Consider the following 22,278-nt stretch of genomic DNA (forward strand, 5'->3'; position numbering starts at 1 on the left):
CGGCCCTGCCCGGCGGCAGCCCCGTACGGTGGCGGCCCTGCCCGGCGGCAGCCCCGTACGGTGGCGGCCCTGCCCGGCGGCGGCCCTGCCCGGCGGCGGCCCTGCCCGGCGGCGGCCCCGTTCGGCGCTACTCAAGTCTCGGTGAACAGCTCCTCGCCTCGGCGCAGGCGGGCGGCGGTGCGCACCACGTGGGACAGCTCGCGCCGGGTCGGGGTGTGGGCAGCCAGGAAGCGGGCCGCCCCAGCCAGGACCAGGGCGGCCTCCTCGGACCCCTCGGGCCACGCCGCCGCCTGGCGGGCTGCGGCCTCGACGGTCTGGTACCAGTGGAACTCGGCGTCCTCGGCCAGTAGGGCGTGCCCCAAGGCCGCCACCAGCTCGGCCTGGCGATCCCGGCCTCGGCCCCGCACCCAGCCGTAGGCGATGGCCCCGGCCTCGTCGACCCCTCCTTGGGCGTCCCAGCACGGCTGCAAGGCCTCGAGGCCGCCGGCCGGCGCGTCCACCATCGAGGGCGGGCGGGCAGCCGGCACGTTGAGGAACCGGTCGAGGTAGACCCGCAATGCCCCGTGCACCACCCCCCGCAGCAGTTCGGGCGTGGGCCGGCGAACCAGGGCCTGGTGCAGGCCGTTGGCGTAGGTGAAGGCGTGGTGGACGGCGTCCCAGTCGCCGAAGTCGTTCTGGACGTGGAAGCGGGTGATCCGCAGGGCCGCGGCGAAGGCCAGCGCCCGGCCCAGCTGCTCAGGCGTGGCCCCCTGTTCGGCGGCCGCGCCCACGGCCTCGACCACGGCCCGAGGGTCGTCGTCGAGCAGGCTCCAGCCCAGCGCGCTCACCTCACCGGGCTCGGACAGCGGCCTGGCCACACCCCGGCCCCCGCCCCCAGCGCCGGCCGCACCCCCACCGCCGGTCCCGCCGCCGCCACCGGCCCCAGCCGCGCTCCCGGCCCCACCCGAGCTCCCGCCCACCGCTGCCAGGCGGGCCTCGGCGCCGGCCACCAGGGCGAGCAGGTCGTGGGGGTGGCGCCAGCGGCCGCTCTCCTCGGCCCGGGTGGCCCGAGCCGTCTGCTCGACCAGCGTGGGCAGGACCACCGACGCCCCCTCCACCCCGAAGGGGACGAGCACCTCGAACGCCTTGTTGGTGAAATCGAGGGTGTGCCCGCCGTCGAGGAACACGTGGTCGGTGGCCGCTGCGAACATGGCGGGCTCGACGTCGTGGCCCCCCTCCAGGGCCGTGGCCAGGACCCGCTCGGCCGCGTCAGGCGAGCGGGTCTCGATGAACCGGCGGTACCACGAGGCCAGGCGATCAGCAGGCAGGTCGGCCCGGCCCAGCGAGGCCAGCGGGAAGCGGGGAGGGCGGTTGCGGGTGTCGCGGGCCACGAAGGCCAGGCCGTGCACGAGAGCCAGCGCCCGGTCCCCCTCGTCGAGCCACGGCAACAGGTTGGCCATGGCCGCCAGCACGGTCAGGCCCGAACCCCACCCCGATTGACGGTTGGCTGTCCCGAACTCGACGCCCGCCCGCACGATCTCGCCCGGCCCGCACCCCGCCTCCAGCAGCCCGAGTACCGCCTTGGCCATGACCAGGGTCAGGCCCTGCTCGAGGCCCTCGACCAGCCGGCGGCGCAGGTGCTCGACGTGGCCGGCCGGCGCCTCGACGACGACGAACACGTCGTCCCCGTCGATCTCGACCGGGAACACCCGCACGTCGTCGGCGAACGGGTCGAGGGTGCCGCCGGTGGCCAGGTCGAAGCGAGCGTGGTGCCAGTGGCAGGTGAGCAGGCCCTCCTCGATCGAACCGCGGTGGAGGGGGAAGCCCATGTGGGGGCAGCGGTCGTCGACCGCCCGGGCCACGCCGTCGGCCCAGAACACGCACACGGGCTGCGAGCCCGCCTTGGCCACCAGGTGGCCTTCGGCCTCGAGCTGCCGCAGCGAACCGGCGCGCGCCCTCACGGCCGCGAGGGTACGCCGGCCGGGCCGACGCTTATCAGTTGAGCGTGCAGGGAGGGCTGACGAGGGTGCCCGAGTTGCCCCGCCACAGGCTGGTCACGCAGTTGGGGTTGGAGTCCCACAGGTCGAAGATGCCGTTGCCCGAGGCGGTGTTGCCGAACATGACGTTGCCCCGGCCGTTGGGGTTGGCGGGCGGGAACGAGCCGCCACCGAACCCCGTGCGGCGGGCCACGCTGACACCACCCGAAGCGTTGCCGTCGGTCTGGTTGTACTGGATGATGTTGCTCGGGCCGAACACGCGGATGCCGTCACCCAAGTCGTTGGTCACCCCGTTGTCCGAGGCGATGTTGCGGATAACCAGCGTGCCTCGCACCCCGCCGAACAAGGAGATGCCGTCGAGGCCGCTGCCGGTCACGACGTTGTTGGAGATCACGTTGCCCCGGGCCACGTTGGGCTCCACCCGGATCCCGTCGTTGTCGCAGAAGCCGCTGGCCCGGCAAGCGTTGTTGTCCCGCACGATGTTGCGGTCGACCAGGTTGTAACCGGCCGGGCCGGTGACGAACCCGGGGTGGTCGGAGTCGGTCTGCTGGTAGATGCCGATCCCCGAGAAGGGCCCGTTGTTGACGGCCTCGTTGCCGACGATGCTGTTGTGGGTCGAGGCCTGGATGGCGATACCGTCGCCGAAGGACGTCCCGGTGGCCGGAGGGTGGCCGAGCGACGACCCGAGGTTGTCGTAGGCCTTGATTCCCGTGACCGTGTTGCCCCGCCCGTAGCGGATGACCACACCGCCGTCGAAGTCGGTGACCCACCCGTTCTTGACGGTGACGCCCCGCCGGTTCTCCAGGTAGATGCCCACCCCGTCGGCCGCCGGGGCGGTGCCGAACACCCGGTAGCCGTTGAGGTCGAGGGTGATGTTGTCGGCCCCGACGATGATCCCGCCGTTGGCGCACGGCCCCACGTCGCCCGTCAGCACGGTGTTGGTGGTGATCGTCTGCCCGCACGAGACGTTGGCGTGGGCCACGCTCGGTGCCACCAGGCCGGCAGTCGCCGAAACAAGGCCGGAGACAATGGCCAGCACCCCAGCACGCTTGCGCATCAGAACCTCCTGGTCCCACCCTGACCCGCATTGCCAGCCCGTCGAATGGGCTCGAGCGCGATCAGCCGTCCGTTCGTTTCTAACCGCGAACAACGCCGCGATCAAGGGGGCCCTGCTCCAAGGCGCTACGTTCGCCGTTCGCGCACCCGGCGACGAGGGGCGGAGGTGACGAAGTTGCGGGTCCTGCTGGTGTCATTCGGGTACCCCCCTGACGAGCAGGGCGGGACCCAGCTCTACGGCGAGGGCCTGGCCGAAGCGCTGGTCAGGGCCGGCCACGAGGTCTCCGTCTTCGCGGCCAACCCCAGGTCGGCGACGACCGTGCACTCGGTGGAGCACCAAGGCCCGATCGAGGTCGAACGCCTATGGGACCCGGAGCGGGCCCCCGACGACCCCCTGGCCCTGCGGCGGCCCGACGTCGAGGACCGGTTCGTCGAGGCGCTGAACCGCACCAAGCCCGACGTGGTCCATGTCCTTCACCTCATGCACCTGTCCCCGGCCCTCGTCGAGGTCGCCCGGGACCGGGGCACGCCGGTGGTCGTGGGCCTCAACGACCACTGGTTCCTGTGCCCGCTCGTCAACCTCGCGCCCGGGCGCAGCCACCACCTGGGCGGTCGTCTGTGGGGAGTGAACTGCCTGTGGCACAGCGAGGCCACCTCGGTCCGCCGAGTGGCCGCCCTGGCCCTGCGAGGCCGGCTGTGGACGCGGGCCCGCCACCACCTCTCGCGCCCGGCCCGCATGCGCGCCACCCTGGGCCGGGCCAACGTGCTGGTCGCCCCCTCGATGTTCGTGCGGGACCGGTTCGTCGAGTTCGGGGCGCGGCCGTCGACGATCGAGGTCCTCCCCTACGGCCTCGAACCGTCGGCCGGCGAGGTGGTCGGCGGTCGGGCTGCGCCGTGTGGCCGGGTGAGTGTCGGCTATCTGGGGATCTACCACGAGTCCAAAGGGGCCGACCTGCTCGTCGACGCCTTCCGCACGGTGGACGCCCCCGGGGCCCGGCTGACCCTCCGGGGCGAACCCTTGAAGCGGGACTACCTTCGGCGGCTGCGCTCGGCGGCCGCCGAAGACCCCCGCATCACGGTCGGCGACCGCGTCCCGTTCACCGAGATGCAGTCCTACCTGGCCTCGCTCGACCTTCTCGTCATCCCCTCGCGCGTCCACGAGACCTTCTGCCGGGTCGCCCACGAGGCCGCGCGCGCCCGCCTGCCGGTCCTGGCCAGCCGCGTGGGCGCGCTCGCCGAGGTGGTGGCCGAAGGCCGCAACGGGCTGCTCTTCGAGCCCGACGACCGCCACGACCTGGCGGCCAAACTACGGGCCCTGGTGTCCACTCCGGGCACCCTCGCCGCCCTGGACCGGTTCCCCAGGGTCAAGACCATGGACGAGCACGTGGCCGAGCTGGTCGGCATCTACCGCCGCGAAGGGGCGGGGCCGTAGGGCCAGGGCGTCAGCCGTCGGTGGGGACCGTCCCAGGGTCGGGCACCGGCGGGCCCGGGGGGGGCTCGACGTCGAAGTAGGCCGAAGCCTGCAGGGCGAAGAGCTCGGCGTAACGCCCCTTCTCGGCCATCAGCTGTTCGTGGGTGCCCTCCTCCACGATGACCCCGTCGTGGAGGACATAGATGCGGTCGGCCGTGCGCACGCTGGAGAACCGGTGGGAGATCAGCACGACCGAGCGGCCCTCGAACAGGCGGCGGATGCTCTCGAACAGCCAGGCCTCGGCCCGGGGGTCGAGGGCGGCGGTGGGCTCGTCGAGGATGAGAAGCGACGCGTCCCGGAAGAACCCACGGGCCAGCGCCAGGCGCTGCCATTGGCCCCCCGAGAGGTCGGTGCCGCCGTAGAACTGGGGACCGAGGAGAGTGTCGTAGCCGTTGCGCAGCCGGCGAAGGCCCTCGTCGATCCCGGCCAGGCGGGCGGCGCCCACGACCCCGTCGTCGTCGCCGATGCGGTCGGCCCGTCCCACTTCGATGTTGACCCGGGCCGGAAGGAAGTAGCGCAGGAAGTCCTGGAAGATCACGGCCACCGACTCCCGGAGCTCGTCGGGGTCGTACCGGTTGATGTCGGTCCCGTCCCAGGTCACCCGGCCGGACTCCGGCGCGTAGAGCCCGGCCATGACCTTGGCCAGGGTCGTCTTGCCCGACCCGTTCTCGCCGACCAGCGCGATCACCTGGCCGCGCCGCACCTCCAGGGAGACACCGTTGACGCTGGGGCGGTCCGAGCTCGGGTAGCGGAAGACCACGTCTTCGAGCACGAGGTGGTCGAACCCGTCGGGCGCCTTGTCCCGGCCGACGGGGGCAACCGGCTCGGCGGCCACGAACCCCACGAAGTCCTCGACGAACAGCGAGCTCTCGTACAACGAGCCGATCGAACCCGACAGGGTCGACAGGCGCTGGCCCAGCAGCACGACGCCGCCCGCGGCCGCACCCGCGGCCTCCAGGGGCGTGCGGCCCGTCGATACGAACCACAGCAGCACGGCGAAGGTCGAAGCGGTCAGGAGCGAGCTGAGCAGGCTGCCGGTCATCCCCCACTGCAGGGTCCGGCGGGTGACCCGGCGCAGGTCGGCGATCCGCTCGTCGTAGAGGCGGCTGAACGTGTCCAGGAAGTAACCCCGCAGGCGGTAGGCCCTGATCTCCTTGGCCGAGGCCTTGCCCGTCAGCACGTCGGAGAGGTAAGTCCGGCGCCGGTCGCGCTCGGTCTGGGCCCGGGCGAAGTCGTACACGGCCCGGCTGGCCCGCCGGGTGGCGTACCACCCGGGGATGAAAGCCACCAGGGCCAGCCCCAGGATCTCGGGCTGAAGCAGTAGGAGCCCGACGCCGATGGCCACGACGCTGAGCCCGCCCGAGATGAGGCCGAGCATGCCCGCGGCCATGGCCGCCGGGCGGCTCTGGGCGTTCACCAGGGCCCGGACCAGGCGGTCGTGGAAGGCGGGCTCCTCGTAGGTCACCAGGTCGACGGTGGTGCTCACCTTCAGCACCTGGCTCATGGCGTGGTAGGCCGTTCGCTCGGCGATCAGGCGTTGGAGCGACTGCTGGGAGATGCGGGCCACGGCCACGACGCTGGTCAGCAGGGCGAGCATCGCCAGCGGCGGAGCCAGGCCGGCCACCGACGCTCCCTGGCCGACTTCCAAGATGCCGCCCAGCACCTGGCGCCCGACCACGAGCTGGCCCGTGAGGGCCAGGGCGGAAACGAACTGGAGGAGGGCGGAGATGATGAAATCCCGGCGAGCGGCCCGCCACGTGAGCGTCAGCGCGCCCGCGACGAGACGGGGGAAACGGCGGAGATCACGGGGTGGGCGCCGGAAGTAGTCGTCGGCGGTGAACGGCGTTCGCTCGGCGCGGGCCTCCCCGTCCCCCTCTTGCCCTTCTTCGGGTGTTTCGCTCACAGGGACGTAAACCAGGGTAGCGGTCCGGTCCGGGCCTAGCCCCCGGACGGGACCGCTACACCAACTGGTGCCCTGAGCCCGTCGTGGCACCTGCGCCCACCAGGGTCACCCCCACCGAACGCAGGTCTCAGGTCGTGGCAATCGAAACCCAGGTGCCCTGGACGCAGAATGGACAAACATGGACAATGGTGGACAATCCCGGCGGGCAGACTGTTGCTGGGGGGTCAGGTCGTAAATGACACCGGGTGTCGAGCAGGGTAGTGAGCTCCGGAAGTGGCTGAAGTCGTGGCGCCACCAGAACCGGATGTCCCAGGCCGCCCTGGCCGAGGCCCTCGGCTACGACACGAACTACATAGCCAAGATCGAGGGCGGCACGAGGCCGGCCAGCCGCCAGTTCCTGGCCCGTCTGGCCCAGGTGGCCGGTACCCCCGAGGAGGCGCTCGTCCACGCCTCCAGCACCGACCTCTCCCGCCCGCCCCTGCCGTGCCCGCCGGACGCCCTCGTGGGGCGGGACCAGGAGCTCGAGGCGCTCCAGTCGCTGCTGGCCGGCCCTACCCGGCTCGTAACCCTCGTAGGGCCGCCCGGGATCGGCAAGACCCGCCTCGCCCTGGAGCTGGCCACCCGGCTCGACTCGGTGCTGCTCAGCGGCTCATGGTGGGTGTCGTTGCTCGACGTGGCCCACGCGGCCGACGTGGCCCCCCGGGCGTGCCGGGAGATGGGACTGCCCGTCGAGCCGGGCGCCGACCCGGCCGAACTGCTGGCCCGGCGCCTGCGGGGCCAGCAGGTGCTCGTGGTGTTCGACAACTTCGAGCACGTCCTGGAGGCACGTGACCTGGTCAGCACCCTCGCCGGGGAGGTCGCGGGGGTCAAGCTGCTGGTCACCAGCCGCGAGGCCCTCGGCCTCGTCAGCGAGCACGTCTACCCGGTGCCGAAGCTGGGCCTGCCCGACCTCTGGTCGGGCCCGTCGCTGGCCGAGATCAGCCGGGGGACAGCCGTCGAGCTGTTCGTGGCCCGGGCGACCATGGCCGACCCCCGCTTCCGGCTGACCGAGGACAACTGCGAGGCCGTGGCCCGTACGTGCCGGAAGGTCGACGGGCTCCCCCTGGCCATCGTCCTGGCCGCCGGCGGCGTGGCCACCGAGGGGACGGCGGCCATCGCCGAGAGGGCGTCCGAGCCCCTCGACCTGGCCGACGACGTCCCCGCCGACCTGCCCTCCCACCACCAGTCCCTGGCCGGGGCCATCGCCGCCAGTTGGGAACTTCTCGAGCGCGACGAAGCCGACCTGCTCGACCGCCTGTCGGTGTTCTCGGGTGGCTTCACGGCCGAAGCGGCGGCCGCCGTCGCCGGGGCCGCCATCGGGGCCGACCGCCGGGCCACCACCCGGCTCCTCGCCTCCTTGGCCCGCAAGAGCGTCGTCGAACTGTGGGGGGAGGACCGCGACGTCCCCCGCTTCGACCTTCTGGCGTCGATCCGGTCGTTCGCCGACGCCCGCCTGGCCGACCGGGGCCAGCGCACGGCCACCCGCCGGCTCCACGCCCGCTACTACGTGGCCCTGTCCGACCGGTGCGGGGCTGGGCTCACCGGCCACCGCCAGTCCGAGTGCGCCCAGGAGCTGTCGATCGAGCTCGACAACCTGCGGACCGGCTTCCAGTGGGCCCTCGAGCACGAGCCCGACCTCGCACTGGAGATGGCCGGCAACAGCTGGCGCTTCCACCTCATGCGGGACATCCCCACCGGACGCCAGTGGCTGGCGCGCGCGTTGGCCGCGTCCCCGAGACCGAGCCACGCCCGGGCGGTGGCGTGCGCCGGGGCCGGTGCCCTCGCCTGGGTCACAGGACACTTCGACGAGTCGCGTGCCTACCTGGACGAGGCCGAGGCCCTGGCCGGGGAGCTCGACCTGCCCGCCGTGGCCGCCATCGCCTGGCTCAACCGGGGCGCCCTGGCCGAGCAGCTCTCCCACCTCGAGGAGGCCGACCACTGCTTCATGGAAGCCCAGGCCATCTACGACCGGCTGAACGACGCTCGGGGCCGGGCACAGGCCCTGATCGGGCGGGGGATGATCTGCCGGCGCCGCCTGGCCCTCGAACCGGCCTATGAACACTGGACCGAGGCGGCCCGCCTGCTGGGCCAGGTCGGTGACCGGTTCAACAAGGCCCTGACCCTGGGCAACCTGGCCTGGGCGGCCGAGCACGAGGGCCAGTTCGAAGAAGCCCAGGACTGGCTGGTCGAGTGCCGCCGCGCCCAGATCGCCATGGGCGACGCCCGGGGGCTGGCCACCACCAATGCCGGCCTGGGCCGCGTCGCCTACAAGCGGGGGGCCCTGGAGTCGGCCGAGGCGCTCACGATCGAGGCCCTCGCGAGCTACGACCAGCTCGGCGACCGCCCCTGGTGCGCCGCCACCCTCGTCACGCTGGCTGCGGTCACGGCCCGGCTCGGGCGCTGGCGCCCGGCCCTGCGCATGATCGGCGCGGCCGACACCTTGTGGTCGGAGATGGGTACCCGGCCCAGCGGCGAGCACGACGACCTCCGCCGCGATGTCATCGCCCACTGCGACCAGCACGTCACCGACGGCGAGAAGGCCCGCTCCATGAGCGCGGGCCGGGCCATGGAGGTAACCGAGGTACTCGAGATGGTGCGGCGGAGCCAGGCGGGCGACGGGGCCGGCCCGCCCGCCCGCCTGTCCCACCTCCGGCCCTGACCTGCCGGGCGGAGCGCCGCTCAGCCGCAGGCCGCTAGCCGCAGGCGCAGCCGTTGGCCCAGGCCACGCCGGTGACGGCGATGGGCCCCAGGACCGAGATGACGGCGCCCACCAGTAGCTTGCGGCTACGGGCGGGCCCGGCCGTGACCGGGCGGCTGGCCTCTGTACCGTGGTCGGCCCGCGGATGTTCCAGGACGCAGGTGTCCATGCGCTCTCCCCTTGCTCAGCGCGAGGGAGAGCCCGGGTGCGCGGTAGGCTCACGAGTGCAAAGCCGGGAGCCCACGCACCGTGGGTCTTCCTCACGTACCGGTTGTCTGTCTGCCGGGACGAAGCGCGTGGCCCACGGACTAGGTGGGCCGCACGCGCCGTTGACCGGCTGCAAGGGCACTTTGACGGACACGGCGCCCGGGCCCCATGGACAAACTGGGCCGATATCGCGAGGTGACCTTCGTCACCGGCCGGGAGATGACTGAGGAGCTGGGGTTCGCGTACGTGGCGGCCGCCGCGGTGACGCCGGGCCCGACCGGGGTAGCCGTCAGCGCAGGGACGCGACCACCAGAGCGATGTCGTCCTCGGTGGTGGCCGGGTTGACGATGCACAGCCGCAGCATGGGTTCGTCCTCGTGGCGGGACGGGACGGCGAAGAGCTGGCCCGACTCCAGCATGCGGTTGGACCAGCCCCGGTAGTCGTCGAAGCCCCAACCGGTCCGGCGGAGGGCCACGACCGACAGTTCGGGTTCGCACACCAGCTCCAGGTGAGGGGCGGCTCGCACGATCTCGGCCGCCCGGCGGGTGGTGCGCAGGCACTCTTCCACGGCCTCGGCGTAGGCCCGGGTGCCGTTGGCCGCCAGGGCGAACCAGAAAGGCACACCCCGCGCCCGGCGGGTGAGGTGGACGGCGTAGTCCGACGGGTTCCAGTCCCCGCTGTAGAGCACGTCGAGGTAGTCGGCATGCTGGGAGTGGGCCAGCCGGCCCAGCTCGGGGTCGCGGTAGACCAGCGCGCAGACGTCGAAGGGGGCGAACAGCCACTTGTGGGGGTCGACGATCACCGAGTCGGCCCGCTCGATGCCTGCGAACCGGGGCCGGGCCGAGGGGGCGCACAGGGCCGCCCCTCCGTAGGCGGCGTCGACGTGCAGCCACGCCCCAGCGGCCGAGCAGGCGTCGGCCACCGAGGCCAGGTCGTCGACGAGGCCCAGGTTGGTCGAACCGGCGGTGGCCACCACCGCCGCCACCCTCGGCCCGAGCCGGGCGAGGACGGGTGCGAGCGCCGGGCCGGTCAGACGGCGGCCGGGGACAACGACCAGCTCGGCGTCCATCACCTCGGCGGCCGCCTCGACCGACGAGTGGGCCGTCTCGCCGGCCACGATCGCCCAGCCTCCGGCCGGGCTGGCCCGGTCCCCCTTGGCCCGGGCCGCCCGAGCGGCGGCCCGGGCCGCGACCAGGGCGGGCAGGTTGCCGTTGGTGCCCCCCGACACGAAGCACCCACCGGCCTGGGCGGGCAGGCCGGCCAGGTCGGAGATCCAGCGCAGGGCCTGGTTCTCGGCCCACACCGCCCCTGCCCCCTCCAGCCACGACCCCCCGTAGATGGAGCAGGCGCTCACGACCAGGTCGGCCAGCACGGCGATCTCGCTGGGGGCGGCGGGCACGAAGGCCAGGTAGCGGGGAAAGTCGACCGACAGGCAGGCCGGCTCGAGCACCTCGGTGAACCGGCGCAGCACCTCGTCAGGGCCGAGGCCCTCCTCGGTGATGCTCGGGCCAGCAGCGGCGTCGAGGTCGGCGGGGGACCGCGGGTGGCCCAGGGCCAGGCCGTGGGCGTCGGCCTCCATCCGGCGCCGGGCGAAGGCCATCACGTCGGCCGTGAACGAACCCATGGTGGCGTCGAAGCGGTGCATGCGCTGGGGCATCAGGCGATGATCTCCGAAAAGCGGGCGGCGACGGCGTCCTCGGCAGCGGCGTCGAGCCCGGCCCAGAAGAACAGGCGGCGCCGGGTCTCGTCGTCGGGGAACAGGATGGGGTTGGCGGCCAGCGCGGCGGCCTCGCCCCCGGCCGCCAGCAGCTCCTCGCGTACCCCCAGAACAGGGCTGATGTACTGAACGGCCTGGGTGATGCGAGCCGCGTTGGCCGGGTCGTACACGAAGTTCATCCAGTCGGCGGCCGCCGCCGCGTCGTCGGCCCGCACGGGGATGACCATGCTGTCGAACCAGCGGATGGCCCCCTCGGCCGGGATCACGAAACGGATGTCGGGCCGCTCGGCCTGGAGCTGGATGATGTCGCCCGACCAGGCCAGGCACGCCGCGAACTCCCCCGAGGTCAAGGCGTCGACGAACTCGGCGGACGTGAACCGGGCGATCTGGCCGCTGCCGACGGCCTGGTCGATACGTTCGAGGGCGGCCTCGGCGGTGGCCACCGTGGCCCGGGACGGGTCGGCCCCCTGGGTGAGCATCACCAGCCCGACGGTCTCGCGCATCTCCGACACCATGCCCACCCGGCCCCGCAGGGCGGGGTCGAACAGGTCCTCCACAGCCCGTACATCGCGGCGGGTGAGGGCCGGGTTGTAGGCGATCCCGGTGATGCCCACCTGCCAGGGCATGTGGTAGCGGGCCCCGCGGTCCCAGGGCATGCCCAAGAAGGCGGGGTCGACGTTGACGTGGTTGGGCACCCGCTCGATGGGAACAGGCTGGAGCCAGCCCCGGTCGAGCATGCGGGCCACGGCCCAGTAGGTGGGGACGACGATGTCGAAGCCCGTGGCCTGGCCCCGGCCCAGCGTCGGCTCGAACAGGTCGGCGAAGGCGTCCTCGTTGCCGTCGTAGTCCTCGACGTAGTCGACGGACGTCCCGGTGGCCGCCTCGAAGCGAGCCACCGTGCCGGGTGAACCGGCATCGTCGGCGTCGATGTAATCCGCCCAGTTGAGGACCCGCAGGCGGCCCGTTCCCCCGGTCACCGCCGGAGGGCCGCCGCCCGACGTGCACCCGGCGGCCAGCGCGGCCACGGCCGCCGCGCTCAGACCCAGGAAGCGGCGGCGGGTCAGGTGTGACCGCCCGGACGGCGTTGGGACGATGATCGGGCTCACCGGTACTCCCTGATCCTCAGTTGGAAACCCCACATGGCGGCCAAGGCGGCGGCCAGAGGTCCGAACAGCGTGACCGCCGCCAACCCCGTGACCCGGTCGGCGGCCTGGTCCAGGCCGGTCAGGAACTGGGCACGGTTGTCGCCCAGCACCGACTCGACCGAGAAGTTGAACCCGTTGAACGTGGACGCGGCCGGGCCCACGGCGATCTGGCGCCCGGCCTCAGGGGTGGCCGCCGAACGGAGCAGGCGGACGGTCTGCTGGTAGCGCTCCCAGCGCACGAGAAGCTCGGCCACCGCCGCTCTCTCGCGGTCGGAGTCGGCCAGCCGGGCCGCGTCGGCCATGAGCCCCCCGGCTGGGAGCAGCTCGCCGCTGCGAGCAGCGGCCACGACCTCGTCGGTGACGGGCCCGGCCAGCAACACCTCGGCCTCCTGCTGGGCCGAGGCCCGCCGTCGCTGGTCGCCGGTGATCAGGGCGACGGTCTCGTCGGACTTGGCCCGGAAGCCCGAGGTCTGCACCTGGGCCGAGAGCACGATGGAGTCGTAGCCGCCCCGGCGGGCGTCGGCCAGGTCACCACCCGAACGGATGTTGGCCAGCGCCAGCCACGTGACCGTGGTCGCCAGGACCAGCGTGGCCAGAACCAGGGGCGGGTTGAGGAGCCGGTGGGTGCGGCGGGTGACGGCCACCTGGGCGGCCACCAGGGCGGCCAGCGCGACAACGCCCAGCACCACGGCCAGGACCACGCCCGTGTCCCGGTCGCGCTCGTCCTGGGCGAAGCGCTCCTGGGTGGCAGATGTGAGGGCACGGGTGTCCTGGGCCACGGTGGTGGCCAGCAGGTCGAGGGCGTCGACGAGGTAGTCCTCGGCCCCGGGTGCGCCCGCCCGGTTGAGGGCGCGGGCCGCCTCCACCAGGCCGGCGTAGCGGGTCACCTGGACGGCTACCGCGGTGAGCGCCGCGTGGGTGGGCGGGTCCTCGCCGATGCGGGCGGCCACGCCTTCGAGCTGCTCGCTGGCCCGGGCCAGGGCCTGCTCGTAGAGGCGCCGCTGCTCGGGGTCCTCGTCACGGCCGGACAGGAAGGCCGCGGTGGCCGCGGCATCGGCCTCGGCCAGGCTGGCCACCAGGGCCTGGGTGGCCACCAGGACGGGGCCGGTGTTGTCGCGGATGCGCTCGGTGCTGCGTTCGAGGTTGGCGGCCGCGGCCGTACCGGCCAGGGCCACGACGACCATGGCGGCCGCCAGCCCCACCGACCACAGCCGGTACTGCCCGGGTGTGGTCGATGCCGAGGCCCGTGGCCACCGGCGGGCCCTCACGGGATGGCGCCCCCTCCGGGCGCCTCCGGGAGCCGGCGGAAGGTGACCCGGGTCCACGCCCCCACCAGCACGTGGTCGCCGTCGCCCACGGCCACCTCCTCACCCTCATCGAGCATCTTCCCCCCGATCCACGTGCCGTTGGTCGAGCCCTGGTCAGCCACCACCCAGCCGTCGCCTCGGCGGCGGGCCACGGCGTGACGGCGGGACACCCCGGGGTCGTCGTGGGGCGGGCCCAGGTCGACATCGGGGAAGATCCCCCGGCTCTCGCTGAGCCGGCCTATCAGCACCTCGTCGCCGTGCAGCGGCACCTCGACGGCCACCGGCTGGGCCGGGAAGGCTATGGCCAGATCGGGGCTGTCGTTGCCCTCGTAGAACGCCCGGTCGGCCTCCACCACGGCCACCCAGTCCCCCGGACCGGCGGGGGCAGCCGGGGTGGACGGGGCCGAGCCCGGCGGGGCGGCGGGCGGGGCCGGGAGCTGGCCGGTGGCGAAGTCGAGGCCGCACACCTCGCAGAAGGCGTCGTCGGGAGAACGGGCGGCCCCGCAGTTGGGACAGGGCGGCGCGGGCGGGGCCGGGGCCGCGGGCGGCGTGGCGGGCGGCGTGGCGGGGGGCGCAGCCGGGGCGGCCTCGATGGGGGTACCGCATGTGTCGCAGTAGTCGGCGGACGTGGAGGCGTGGCCGTTGGGGCAGGTCGTCGTGCTCATGGCCTCGGCCTCACGAACCCGCAGGCTTGGCCGCCACCCGCACCGTGCGGGTGGAGCGGGTGTCGAGGGCCATCTCGTCGACGGTGTCGACGTTGCGTTTGACCCTGACCGTGCCGGTGGCCGGGTCCTCCACGTCGACCACCTTCTTGAGAAGGCGGACCGTCCCCTCGTTGCCCGACTGGTGGGCGAGCTGGACGGCCCGGCCCAGCTTGACCGTCGCCCCCTCGATGTCGCCCTGCTTGCGGGCCTCCAGCCCGTCGTGGATGGCCTCGGCCAGCTCGGCCTGGCCCGTGTAGTGGGCCACCTCGGGGCTGATGCGGGCGCTGAGGGCCTCGTCCTCGGTCCAGATGGCCTTGACCAGGGCCTGGGACACCGGTTGGCCGTCGATGACCAGGCTGACCCGAGCGGCCAGCTTCTCGTCACCCACCTCACCGGGCGGGACGTCGACGCACACGTGGTAGTCGCGGCTCTCGCCCCCGCCCCAGGCACCCGTCGGGAAGTCGTTGGTCAGCGGGTTGACGGGCGCGGCCTTGGCCGTGAGGTCCTCGATGGAGGGGGCGACCTGGCGCACGAACCGTACCGAGGACCCCTGGGGGGCCCAGAGCCGCAGGCGCACGTCGGCCACGTCCTTGCCGATGGCCCGGTCGAGGAAGGCCCGGAAGTCGTCGTCCATGTCGTCGGGAGCGGCGATGAGGTCGACCTCGCCCAGCAGCGACGAGGTGATCAGGCGCAGCTCGGACACGTCCCAGTCGGTGCCGATGCCCCGGGCGTCGCACTGGAAGACACCGGCACAGCGGGCCAGCGCGGCCTCCAGTTGCGAACGCTTCTCGCTCTCGTTGCGGCCGTCGGTGAGCAGGTAGGCCAGCCGGATGGCCCCGGGGTGGAGATCGAAGGCCGTCCGGGCCAGGTCGAGCCATGTGGAGATGGCCGTCCCGCCCTCGGCCGCCAAGGCCCGAACGGCGCTGACCGCCTCCGACCGGGTGCGCTCGTCGGCCCGGGCCAGATCGGAGCCGCCGGGGTAGACCCAGTGGGCAACGTGGCTGCCCGAGACCACGCCGAACCACGTGCCGTCGGGCACGTTCTCGACGGCCGCGGCCGCGGCCTGGCGGGCGGCCCGGATCTTGGCCTCGGGATGGGCCATGGAGCCGCTGGTGTCGATGATCAGCGCTACCGCCCTCTCGGGCGGGGCACCGACCACCACCTCGCCGGTGCCCGTCACCGTGACCACGGCGTGTACCTCGGTGGCCCCGGCGTGGAGGTAGGGGTTCTGGTACGTACTGGCCGTGAAGCTCATGTCGGGACCGGTCCTTCCGAGTCGGTAGGGGCAGGGGCAGGTGCGGTGGCCGTCGGGGCCGGTGCGGCGGCCGGCACGGAGACAACAGCCACCGTGATGTTGTCCGAACCCCCCGACGAGAGGGCGAACGCCACCAGCCGGCGGGCGAGGTCGAGCGGGCTCTCGCCGGGCGCGACCGGGCCGGCGTCGGGACCGCCAAGGGCGTGCGGGCCGGCGTCGGTGACGCTGGCCCCGGGGACGTTGGCCGCGGCGCCATTGGCCACGGGCTCGGCCGCCACGGGTTCGGCGGCCACGGGTTCGGCGGCCAACGAACCGGCGCCGGCCTTCGGACCGCCGGCCCCGGGATCACCGGCCGGGTAGTCCGCGGCCCCGGGACCAGCGGCCGGGTAGTCGGCGGCCCGGGGATCACCGGCCTTCGGACCGCCGGCCCCGGGATCACCGGCCGGGTAGTCGGCGGCCCCGGGGTCACCGGCCCCAGCGATGACGGCCGCCAGCTCGGCGGGCTCGGGGGCGTAGTTCCACAGGCCGTCGGAGGCCAGCAGCAGCAGGCCCGGGCCGGGCGCGTCGAAGGCCGCCACGTCGGGCTGCCAGGTGGGGTCAGCGTCGGCCGCCAGCCACCGGGTGACGGCGTGAGCCCGGGGGTCTGAGCGGGCCTCGTCGACCGGCATCCCCGCGGCCACCGCTTCCGCCGCCCACCCGTGGTCGGCCGTGAGCTGGAGCGGGCCGCCGTCACCCACCCAGTAGGCCCGGCAGTCGCCCAGGGCGGCCAGCACCACGTGGGAGCCGGCGACCGTGGCGGCGAGGTAGGTACAAGAGGGTGGCCCGAGGTCGGCCCCCTCGTCGTAGGGGAGCGAGAGCACGGCCTCCCGGGCCGCCGAGTAGGCGGCCAGCATCTGGGCCGGCCCAGGCGGCGAAGCCAGCAGCTCGGCCAGCGCGGCGTCGGCCGCCGCCTGCGAGGCGTCCTGGGGTCGCTGGCTCTGGGACACGCCGTCGCATACGACGGCCGCCAGCCATCCGGCACCGAGGCCCACGGCCATGGCGTCCTCGTTGCGGGAGTGGCGCCGGCCCCGGTCGGTCACCGCCCCGAGGCCGCCGAGGGCGGCCTCCAGGTGGTCACGGAGGTCAGGCTCCTTGGCCCCGCACACCGAGCAGTAACCGTCGAGCCACGGGTCCTCGGTGCCGCACGAACCACAAGATGGCTGGCTGGCCGCCGGCCCCGGCCCTCCAGAGGCGCCGTCGAGGCCGGTGCCCGGCCCACCTGGCCCGCCGCCCAGTTCCTCGCCACAGGCCTCGCAGAAGCGGTCGGACGCGGATGCCTGCTCGCCGCAGGCGGGGCAGAGGACGACTGCGACCGCCCGCATCGCCGTCACACTACCGAGAAGGGCCGGACCTCGTTGGCCCGGTCCACCAGCCGTACCCGCTCGGCCGGGTCGGAGGTCAGCCGGGCCAGGGCACGGCACGCCTCCTCCAGCCCCCGGCGGGCGCCGTCTTCGTCGAGGGCATGGCCCCGGACCCGTACCCGGGGATCGGGGCGGGCCCGGCCAGTAGCCGGCCCGGAGAGGGCGGTCTCGAAGACGAGCACGTCTAGCTCGGCCCGGGGGCGGGGCTCCAGCCGCAGGCCTTCGAGGGTGTCGGCCGCCTCGGCGAACCGTCCGTTGGCCACCAGCGCCCTCACCGCCGAGACCCGGGCATCGCCGTAGGCCCGGTGGGTGGGCGGGACCCGGCTCCAAGCCTTCAGGGCGCCGTCGAGGTCGTCCTGGGCGAGGCGGCAACGGGCCAGGCCGGTGGTGGCGGCCACATACGCGGGGTCCACGGCCGACACCGCGCCGTACAAGGCGGCCGCCGTCGACAGGTCACCGGCCCGCTCGGCACACACGCCGGCGGCCAGCTTGGGCGCCAGTTCCCCCGGCACCTCGAACATGCAGCGCTCGAAGGCGGCCGCCGCCCCGGCCACGTCCCCGGCGCTCAGGGCGGCCACCCCCCGCAGCCACACGGCCCGCCACTCCCAAGGATCGGCCGCCTCCACGGCCGCAACCTCGGCCAGGGCGGCATCACGCTCACCCAGCTCGAGCAGGGCGCGCGCCCGCCGCAGCCTGACCTCGCCCGTCTCCTCCAGCTGGCCGGCCGTCACCCCCTCGGCGATGGCCCGCACGACCTCGGCGGGGTCGGCGGGCAGGCTGGTGAGGAAGCCGGCCGACTGGTCTCCGGGGGCGACCGTGAGCGGGGGCAGGCCCTCGTCGCCCCGGGGCGCCCCGAAGTTGGCGCTGGGGCCGGGGTGGGGCAGGCCCGTCGTCAGGGCCATCACCTCGCGCAGCACACCCATGAGCTGGTCGCCGGCCTCGGTCACCGACTGGAAGCGGTCGTCGGGGTGTTCGGCGGTCGACTTGAGCAGGAACCGGTGGAAGGAGGGGAACCGGGCCAGCACGGGGTGGTCGGCGGGGTCGGGCAGGGAGTGGGCGAAGGTGCCCTGGTAGCCCCGGAAGTCCATGGTGAGAACGGCCAGGGTGCGCCCCATGGTGTAGATGTCCGACGCCACCGACGGGCCCATCTCGGCGATCTCGGGGGCCTGGAAGCCCACCGTCCCGTAGATGTCGCCCACGGGGTCGTCGATGTGGCGTACTCCCCCCAGGTCGATGAGCTTCACCTGGTCCTCGACCTGGATGAGGTTGTCAGGCTTGAAGTCGCAGTAGACCATGCCCCGCCCGTGGAGGTAGGCGAAGGCGGGCAGGATGGCGAGCACGAAGGCGATGGCCTGCTCGGGGGGCAGGGGGTCGGGCTGGCCGCCGTTGGCCTCCTGGCGCCGCTTCAGGAGCTGCTTCAGCGAGGGGCCGCCCACGTACTCCATGACGATGTAGCCGGCGCCCTTGTGGGTCACGAAGTTGTAGATCTGCACGATGCTGGGGTGGTCGATCTGGGCCAGGAAGCGGCGCTCGCTCACGGCCACCGCCATGGCCGCCTCGTCCCCGGAATCGAGCAACCCCTTGAGCACCGACCAGCGGCCGTGCACGGCCCGGTCGCGCACCAGGTAGATCCACCCCAGACCACCGTGGGCCAGGCAGCCGGCCACCTCGTACTGGCCGGCCAGCAGCTCGCCGGGCTGGAGCTTCGGCAGGAAGTCGTAGGGGTTGCGGCACGACGGGCAGAAGCCACGTGAACGACCGGCCTTGCCCCCCTGGCTGCGTCCCACCGCCGAACCGCACCGGGAGCAGAACCGCTTGTCCTCCTTGACCTGGGGGTCGGCCATGATCAGCCCGGTGGGGTCGATGAGGGGAGCGGGCGGCACGTCGACCAGGCCCGAGCCCAGCGAACTGCGGGAGCGGGCGCTAGCCGTGCGGGCCGAGGCCAACCGCCGAGAACCCCCGGCCCGGCGCGACCCGGTGGCGAACGACCGGCTGGCCGATGGCGCCGGTCCGCCGGCCCCTCCCGGGGCCGAGGAACGGCTCGGCCCGGGGGGCTTGGCCTTGGCCCCGCAGGTGTCGCAGTAGCCGTCGTCGAGGACCGTCCCCCCACAGCCCGGTTCACCGCAGGCCGTACCCGCCCGCGGGTCGCTCACCGCAACCCCCGGTCGTCGAGCTCGGGCCCAGGCGGCCCGGGCGGCCCGGGCCCGGGGTCGGGCTCGGGCGTATTGACGGCGGCCACGAAGTCCCGGACCCGGGCCTCGGCCGTGTCGAGGTGGCAGGGAACGGTGTAGAGGGCGTCGCGACCGGCCCGGTAGAGGGCGGTGAGCGTGGGGCTCTCGGCCCGGCCCACGGCCCCTGCCTTGGCCCGGAACCCGTCGAGCAGGCCCCGCAGGTCGTTGCGCTGGGCCAGCGGGGCCTGGTTGGCCGCCAGCACCGCCCGGGCCCGGTGGAGCAGGCGGTCGGCCTCCTGCTGCCACTGGTCGAGGCCGGGGGCGGCCGTGACCCAGTTGCCGGCCGCGGCGGCCGCCTCGAGCCGGCCCAGCCACGGGCGCAGGGCCGAAGGACCGGCGTCGAGGAGGGCGGGGTCGAGGGGCTCGAGCGTGCCCGACGGGCCGGCGATGCGCGACCGGGTGGCGGCCAGAGCGTGGCGGCCGGCGTCGATGGCCCCACTGATCTCGGCCAGAGTGCGGCGGGCCCCTTCGAGGTCGGCCGGCAGCGAGGCCCGCTGCTCGACGAGGGACTCCACGCGGGCACGGGCGCGCTCGACCGCCCGCTCCGCGGGGCCTGGGTCGATGCCGAGAGGGTCGGCAGCCGACTGCCGGACGAGGTCGGAGAGCAGGGAACGGGCCTGGACGACGTCCGGGCCGCCCACGCCGAGGTCGGAGGCTCGTGCCTCGACCATGGCCAGCGTGGCCGAGGCCCGGTCGAGCCGGGGGACCGTGTCGCGCCAGGCCGCCGCCAGCCGCCCCGCGGACTCCTGGGCCGCCTCCAAGTCGTCCTCCAGTGACGCCAGCAGGGCCGCTGGGGACGTCGACGTGCCGTCGGGCAGGGCCACGCCCGAGGGGCCCAGGAGGCGCTCGGCCTCCGCCTCCCGGCGCCCGGCCACGGCCTCCTCCAGAGCGTCGACGGCCGACGTCAGCACCGGGTAGAGCTCCCACGCCGAACGGAGCCGGGCCGTCGCCTCCCCGGCCAGGACGGCCGACTGGCCGACCATCGCGCTCCCGTCCCGCACCAGGGCCAGCTCCGGGGCGGTGTCGAGCCGGAACAAGGCGTCGGCCATCCGCGACACCCCGGCCCTCAGGTCACCCAGCGCCCGCTCGGCCCCACCACGGGAGGCGGCGGTCTGGGGCGCTCTCCGGGGGGCGGCCACGGCCGGCCATGCTACGGCACGTCCCAGCGCGGGCCCCACCGGCCTCCTACAACTGCTCGGCTGTCACGAGAAGGCGCAGATAGGCGTCGGCCCAACGCTCGACACAGTCCGGGCCCCGGTAGCGAGCCACATCGGCCAGGGTGGCCAGGGCCGCGCCCGCCCGGGTCAGGCCGACCGCGCCCAGGCCCCGGGCGGCGTGATCGGCTCGCGGCCACCAGCTCGGCGGAAGATTGCGGAGCCCCCTGTGGAGGAGATCGGCGGCCACGTCGAGCGCCGCGTCCACCGCGTTGGCCATAGGGCCCGTGACCACCACCGGCGCGGCTTCGATGGCCCGGGGCTCGGCCTCGGCGAAGGCGGGGACGACCACCGTGCTGCCCGTGACCACGGCCGTCGGCTCCAGTTCGATGCCGCCGCTGCGCCGGCGCAGGTGACCGGCCACGAAGCGAACCGGTCCGTCCTCCCCGGCCAGGGCACGAGCCAGGGCGTCGACGGCCCCGGGCGTGGCCGCCGAGTGGGTGAACACCACCGCAGCCCGGCCTACAGGAGCCGACACGGTGGCGCGCAGCCGCTGCTCGCCGGGCACGTAGTACAGGTCGTCTAGGGCTTCGACGGGGACCGCTCGGACCGACTCGGCGACCACTCTGGCCCGCACGACCGAGGGCGCCAGCCCGGCCAGGCGGGCCGCCTCGGCGTCCAAGTCGGGCACCAGGATGCCCTCGGGCAGTTCGTCCCACCGTCCGGACGAAGGCGTGACCGATGTCTTGGCCACCCGGCTCTCGGAGAAGCGCACCACCCGGTTGGCGGCCCGCACGGCCGACTCGGTGACCACGTTGGCCGACGCCAGGGCGGCCAGCCGGGCACCGCCCGCCCGGCGGCGTCCGAGCTCGGAGGCCAGGGGCGCCGGAGCACCGCCCGTCCCGCCGCTCGCCTCGGCCCGGCGGCGAAGGGCGAGCACCACGCCGGCGTCGGGCTGGGCCAGGTAGACCTCGAGGGACCGGCTCCGGTCGTCACCGGTGGCCCGGGCACCCAGCCCCGTCAGCCGGAGCAGGCGCAGGGGTGTCTCGGCCGCCTCCTCGGTGCCGAGCACCTGGGCCGGCGAGGACGCGCCCCCTCCGGTGGCACACCGGTGGCGGGCGATCGCCTCGGCCACGACCTCGGCCGCTCGACGGGGTTCGTAGCCCGAGCTGCGGGAACGGTAGGCCTCGATCTGACCGGTCAGGTCGTCGAGGACGTCGACCGGCCACCGCAGGTTGCGGCCGTCGAGGGCCTGCCGAACCTGGGCTATGGCCGTGGCGACCTCGGGCCCGGTGCCGGTCACGCCGTCGGACAGGAGATCGGCCAGGAGGGCAAGCAGGGCCTCGAGGCCGTGCCTGCCGGCGGTCACGGCCTCCGGGCCGCCCACTTCGACATCGACGACCGGGCCCCCGAGCCCGAGCTCGTCGGCCTTCCGGAAGGCCCAGACGGCCAGCGCCACCGCGTCCTGGCGCGTGCCTCGGGCGGCGTCGACGCGGGCGTAGCCCAGTTCCCCCGGCACCAAGAAGCGCACCGTGCAGGTCGCCAGCTCGGCGGCCGGCTCGGCCTGCCCGTCCCCGGCTCTCCGCACGCGTGCCCGGTACCCCGACCGGAAGGCCCGTCGGGCCTCAGCCAGCAGCCGGCTGCCGACGTAGGCCTCGAGCTCGGCGTCGCTGAACTGGGCGGGCGACCACGTGCGCTCACGGGCGAGGGCGCGCGCTGGGGCGGGCTCCCCGTCCCCGGCCCTGGCCAACCTCTGGCGGTAGGCCATCGCCAGCATGACCTGGTGGCGGCACACTCCCGAGGCCGGGCAGGAACAACGGCCCTGCCCCAAGGTCTTACCCACAGGGAGCAGCACCGTCGTCCCGTCAGGGAAGGTGGCGGTGACGGCGCCCTCCGTCTCGGCGAGTTCGGGGCCCAGGCCCTCGGCCACCTCGCGCGCCGCCCGCTTCACGATCCCCCGGTTGGCCAGGGCGGCCAGCGATCCGTCGGTCAGGGCCACCAGGTCAGCGCGCACG

The 22,278-nt window shown here is 74.1% G+C and carries 15 protein-coding genes; 2 read left to right on the forward strand and 13 right to left on the reverse strand.

The genetic code is table 11. From position 1 onward, the window contains the following. Positions 1–131 precede the first annotated feature (131 nt). Positions 132–1,940 (reverse strand): Rieske (2Fe-2S) protein, encoded by a 1,809-nt coding sequence (locus AB1673_13945; protein MEW6155066.1) that lies wholly within the window; start codon positions 1,938–1,940, stop codon positions 132–134. A gap of 34 nt (positions 1,941–1,974) precedes the next feature. Next, positions 1,975–3,033 (reverse strand): right-handed parallel beta-helix repeat-containing protein, encoded by a 1,059-nt coding sequence (locus AB1673_13950; GenBank protein MEW6155067.1) that lies wholly within the window; start codon positions 3,031–3,033, stop codon positions 1,975–1,977. A 165-nt stretch (positions 3,034–3,198) separates the two neighbouring features. Between AB1673_13950 and AB1673_13955 the strand changes: the two genes are divergently transcribed. Continuing rightward, positions 3,199–4,464 carry a glycosyltransferase gene (locus AB1673_13955; GenBank protein ID MEW6155068.1) on the forward strand — a complete coding sequence of 422 codons (1,266 nt, stop codon included), beginning with the start codon at positions 3,199–3,201 and terminating at the stop codon, positions 4,462–4,464. A gap of 10 nt (positions 4,465–4,474) precedes the next feature. On the opposite strand, the gene AB1673_13960 is transcribed toward AB1673_13955, so the two are convergent. After that, positions 4,475–6,406 (reverse strand): ABC transporter ATP-binding protein, encoded by a 1,932-nt coding sequence (locus tag AB1673_13960; protein ID MEW6155069.1) that lies wholly within the window; start codon positions 6,404–6,406, stop codon positions 4,475–4,477. A 235-nt stretch (positions 6,407–6,641) separates the two neighbouring features. Here AB1673_13960 and AB1673_13965 point away from each other — a divergent pair, with 235 nt between their 5' ends. Then, positions 6,642–9,104 (forward strand): helix-turn-helix domain-containing protein, encoded by a 2,463-nt coding sequence (locus tag AB1673_13965; GenBank protein ID MEW6155070.1) that lies wholly within the window; start codon positions 6,642–6,644, stop codon positions 9,102–9,104. 34 nt (positions 9,105–9,138) lie between these two features. On the opposite strand, the gene AB1673_13970 is transcribed toward AB1673_13965, so the two are convergent. From AB1673_13970 to AB1673_14015, 10 genes are all read right to left on the reverse strand, one after another. Beyond that, on the reverse strand, positions 9,139–9,312 hold the full coding sequence (locus tag AB1673_13970; GenBank protein ID MEW6155071.1) for a hypothetical protein: 174 nt from the start codon (positions 9,310–9,312) through the stop codon (positions 9,139–9,141). Between the two features lie 327 nt (positions 9,313–9,639). Then, positions 9,640–11,007, reverse strand: coding sequence for an aminotransferase class V-fold PLP-dependent enzyme (locus tag AB1673_13975; protein ID MEW6155072.1), 1,368 nt, complete (start codon positions 11,005–11,007; stop codon positions 9,640–9,642). After that, entirely contained in the window at positions 11,007–12,173 is a 1,167-nt protein-coding gene (locus tag AB1673_13980) for a spermidine/putrescine ABC transporter substrate-binding protein (GenBank protein ID MEW6155073.1), read from the reverse strand. The genes AB1673_13975 and AB1673_13980 overlap by 1 nt, the downstream gene beginning before the upstream one ends. Next, the gene (locus AB1673_13985; protein ID MEW6155074.1) at positions 12,170–13,480 is read right to left on the reverse strand and encodes a hypothetical protein; all 1,311 of its coding nucleotides are present in this window, start codon (positions 13,478–13,480) and stop codon (positions 12,170–12,172) included. The genes AB1673_13980 and AB1673_13985 overlap by 4 nt, the downstream gene beginning before the upstream one ends. Then, positions 13,477–14,184, reverse strand: coding sequence for an FHA domain-containing protein (locus AB1673_13990; protein MEW6155075.1), 708 nt, complete (start codon positions 14,182–14,184; stop codon positions 13,477–13,479). Before AB1673_13990 ends, AB1673_13985 begins: the two co-directional genes overlap by 4 nt. 10 nt (positions 14,185–14,194) lie before the next feature. Beyond that, positions 14,195–15,478: a VWA domain-containing protein gene (locus AB1673_13995; GenBank protein ID MEW6155076.1), complete on the reverse strand. Its 1,284-nt coding sequence runs from the start codon at positions 15,476–15,478 to the stop codon at positions 14,195–14,197. Beyond that, positions 15,475–16,839 carry a protein phosphatase 2C domain-containing protein gene (locus tag AB1673_14000; protein MEW6155077.1) on the reverse strand — a complete coding sequence of 455 codons (1,365 nt, stop codon included), beginning with the start codon at positions 16,837–16,839 and terminating at the stop codon, positions 15,475–15,477. The genes AB1673_13995 and AB1673_14000 overlap by 4 nt, the downstream gene beginning before the upstream one ends. A gap of 5 nt (positions 16,840–16,844) precedes the next feature. Beyond that, positions 16,845–19,031 carry a tetratricopeptide repeat protein gene (locus tag AB1673_14005; GenBank protein MEW6155078.1) on the reverse strand — a complete coding sequence of 729 codons (2,187 nt, stop codon included), beginning with the start codon at positions 19,029–19,031 and terminating at the stop codon, positions 16,845–16,847. Beyond that, a complete protein-coding gene (locus tag AB1673_14010) occupies positions 19,028–20,248 on the reverse strand; it encodes a hypothetical protein (GenBank protein MEW6155079.1) in 1,221 nt (406 codons plus the stop codon). Before AB1673_14010 ends, AB1673_14005 begins: the two co-directional genes overlap by 4 nt. Positions 20,249–20,294: 46 nt before the next feature. After that, entirely contained in the window at positions 20,295–22,277 is a 1,983-nt protein-coding gene (locus AB1673_14015) for a hypothetical protein (protein MEW6155080.1), read from the reverse strand. Position 22,278: the final 1 nt, after the last annotated feature.

The sequence above is a fragment of the Actinomycetota bacterium genome, assembly GCA_040754375.1.
In the GTDB taxonomy this organism is placed as follows: domain Bacteria; phylum Actinomycetota; class Acidimicrobiia; order Acidimicrobiales; family AC-14; genus JBFMCT01.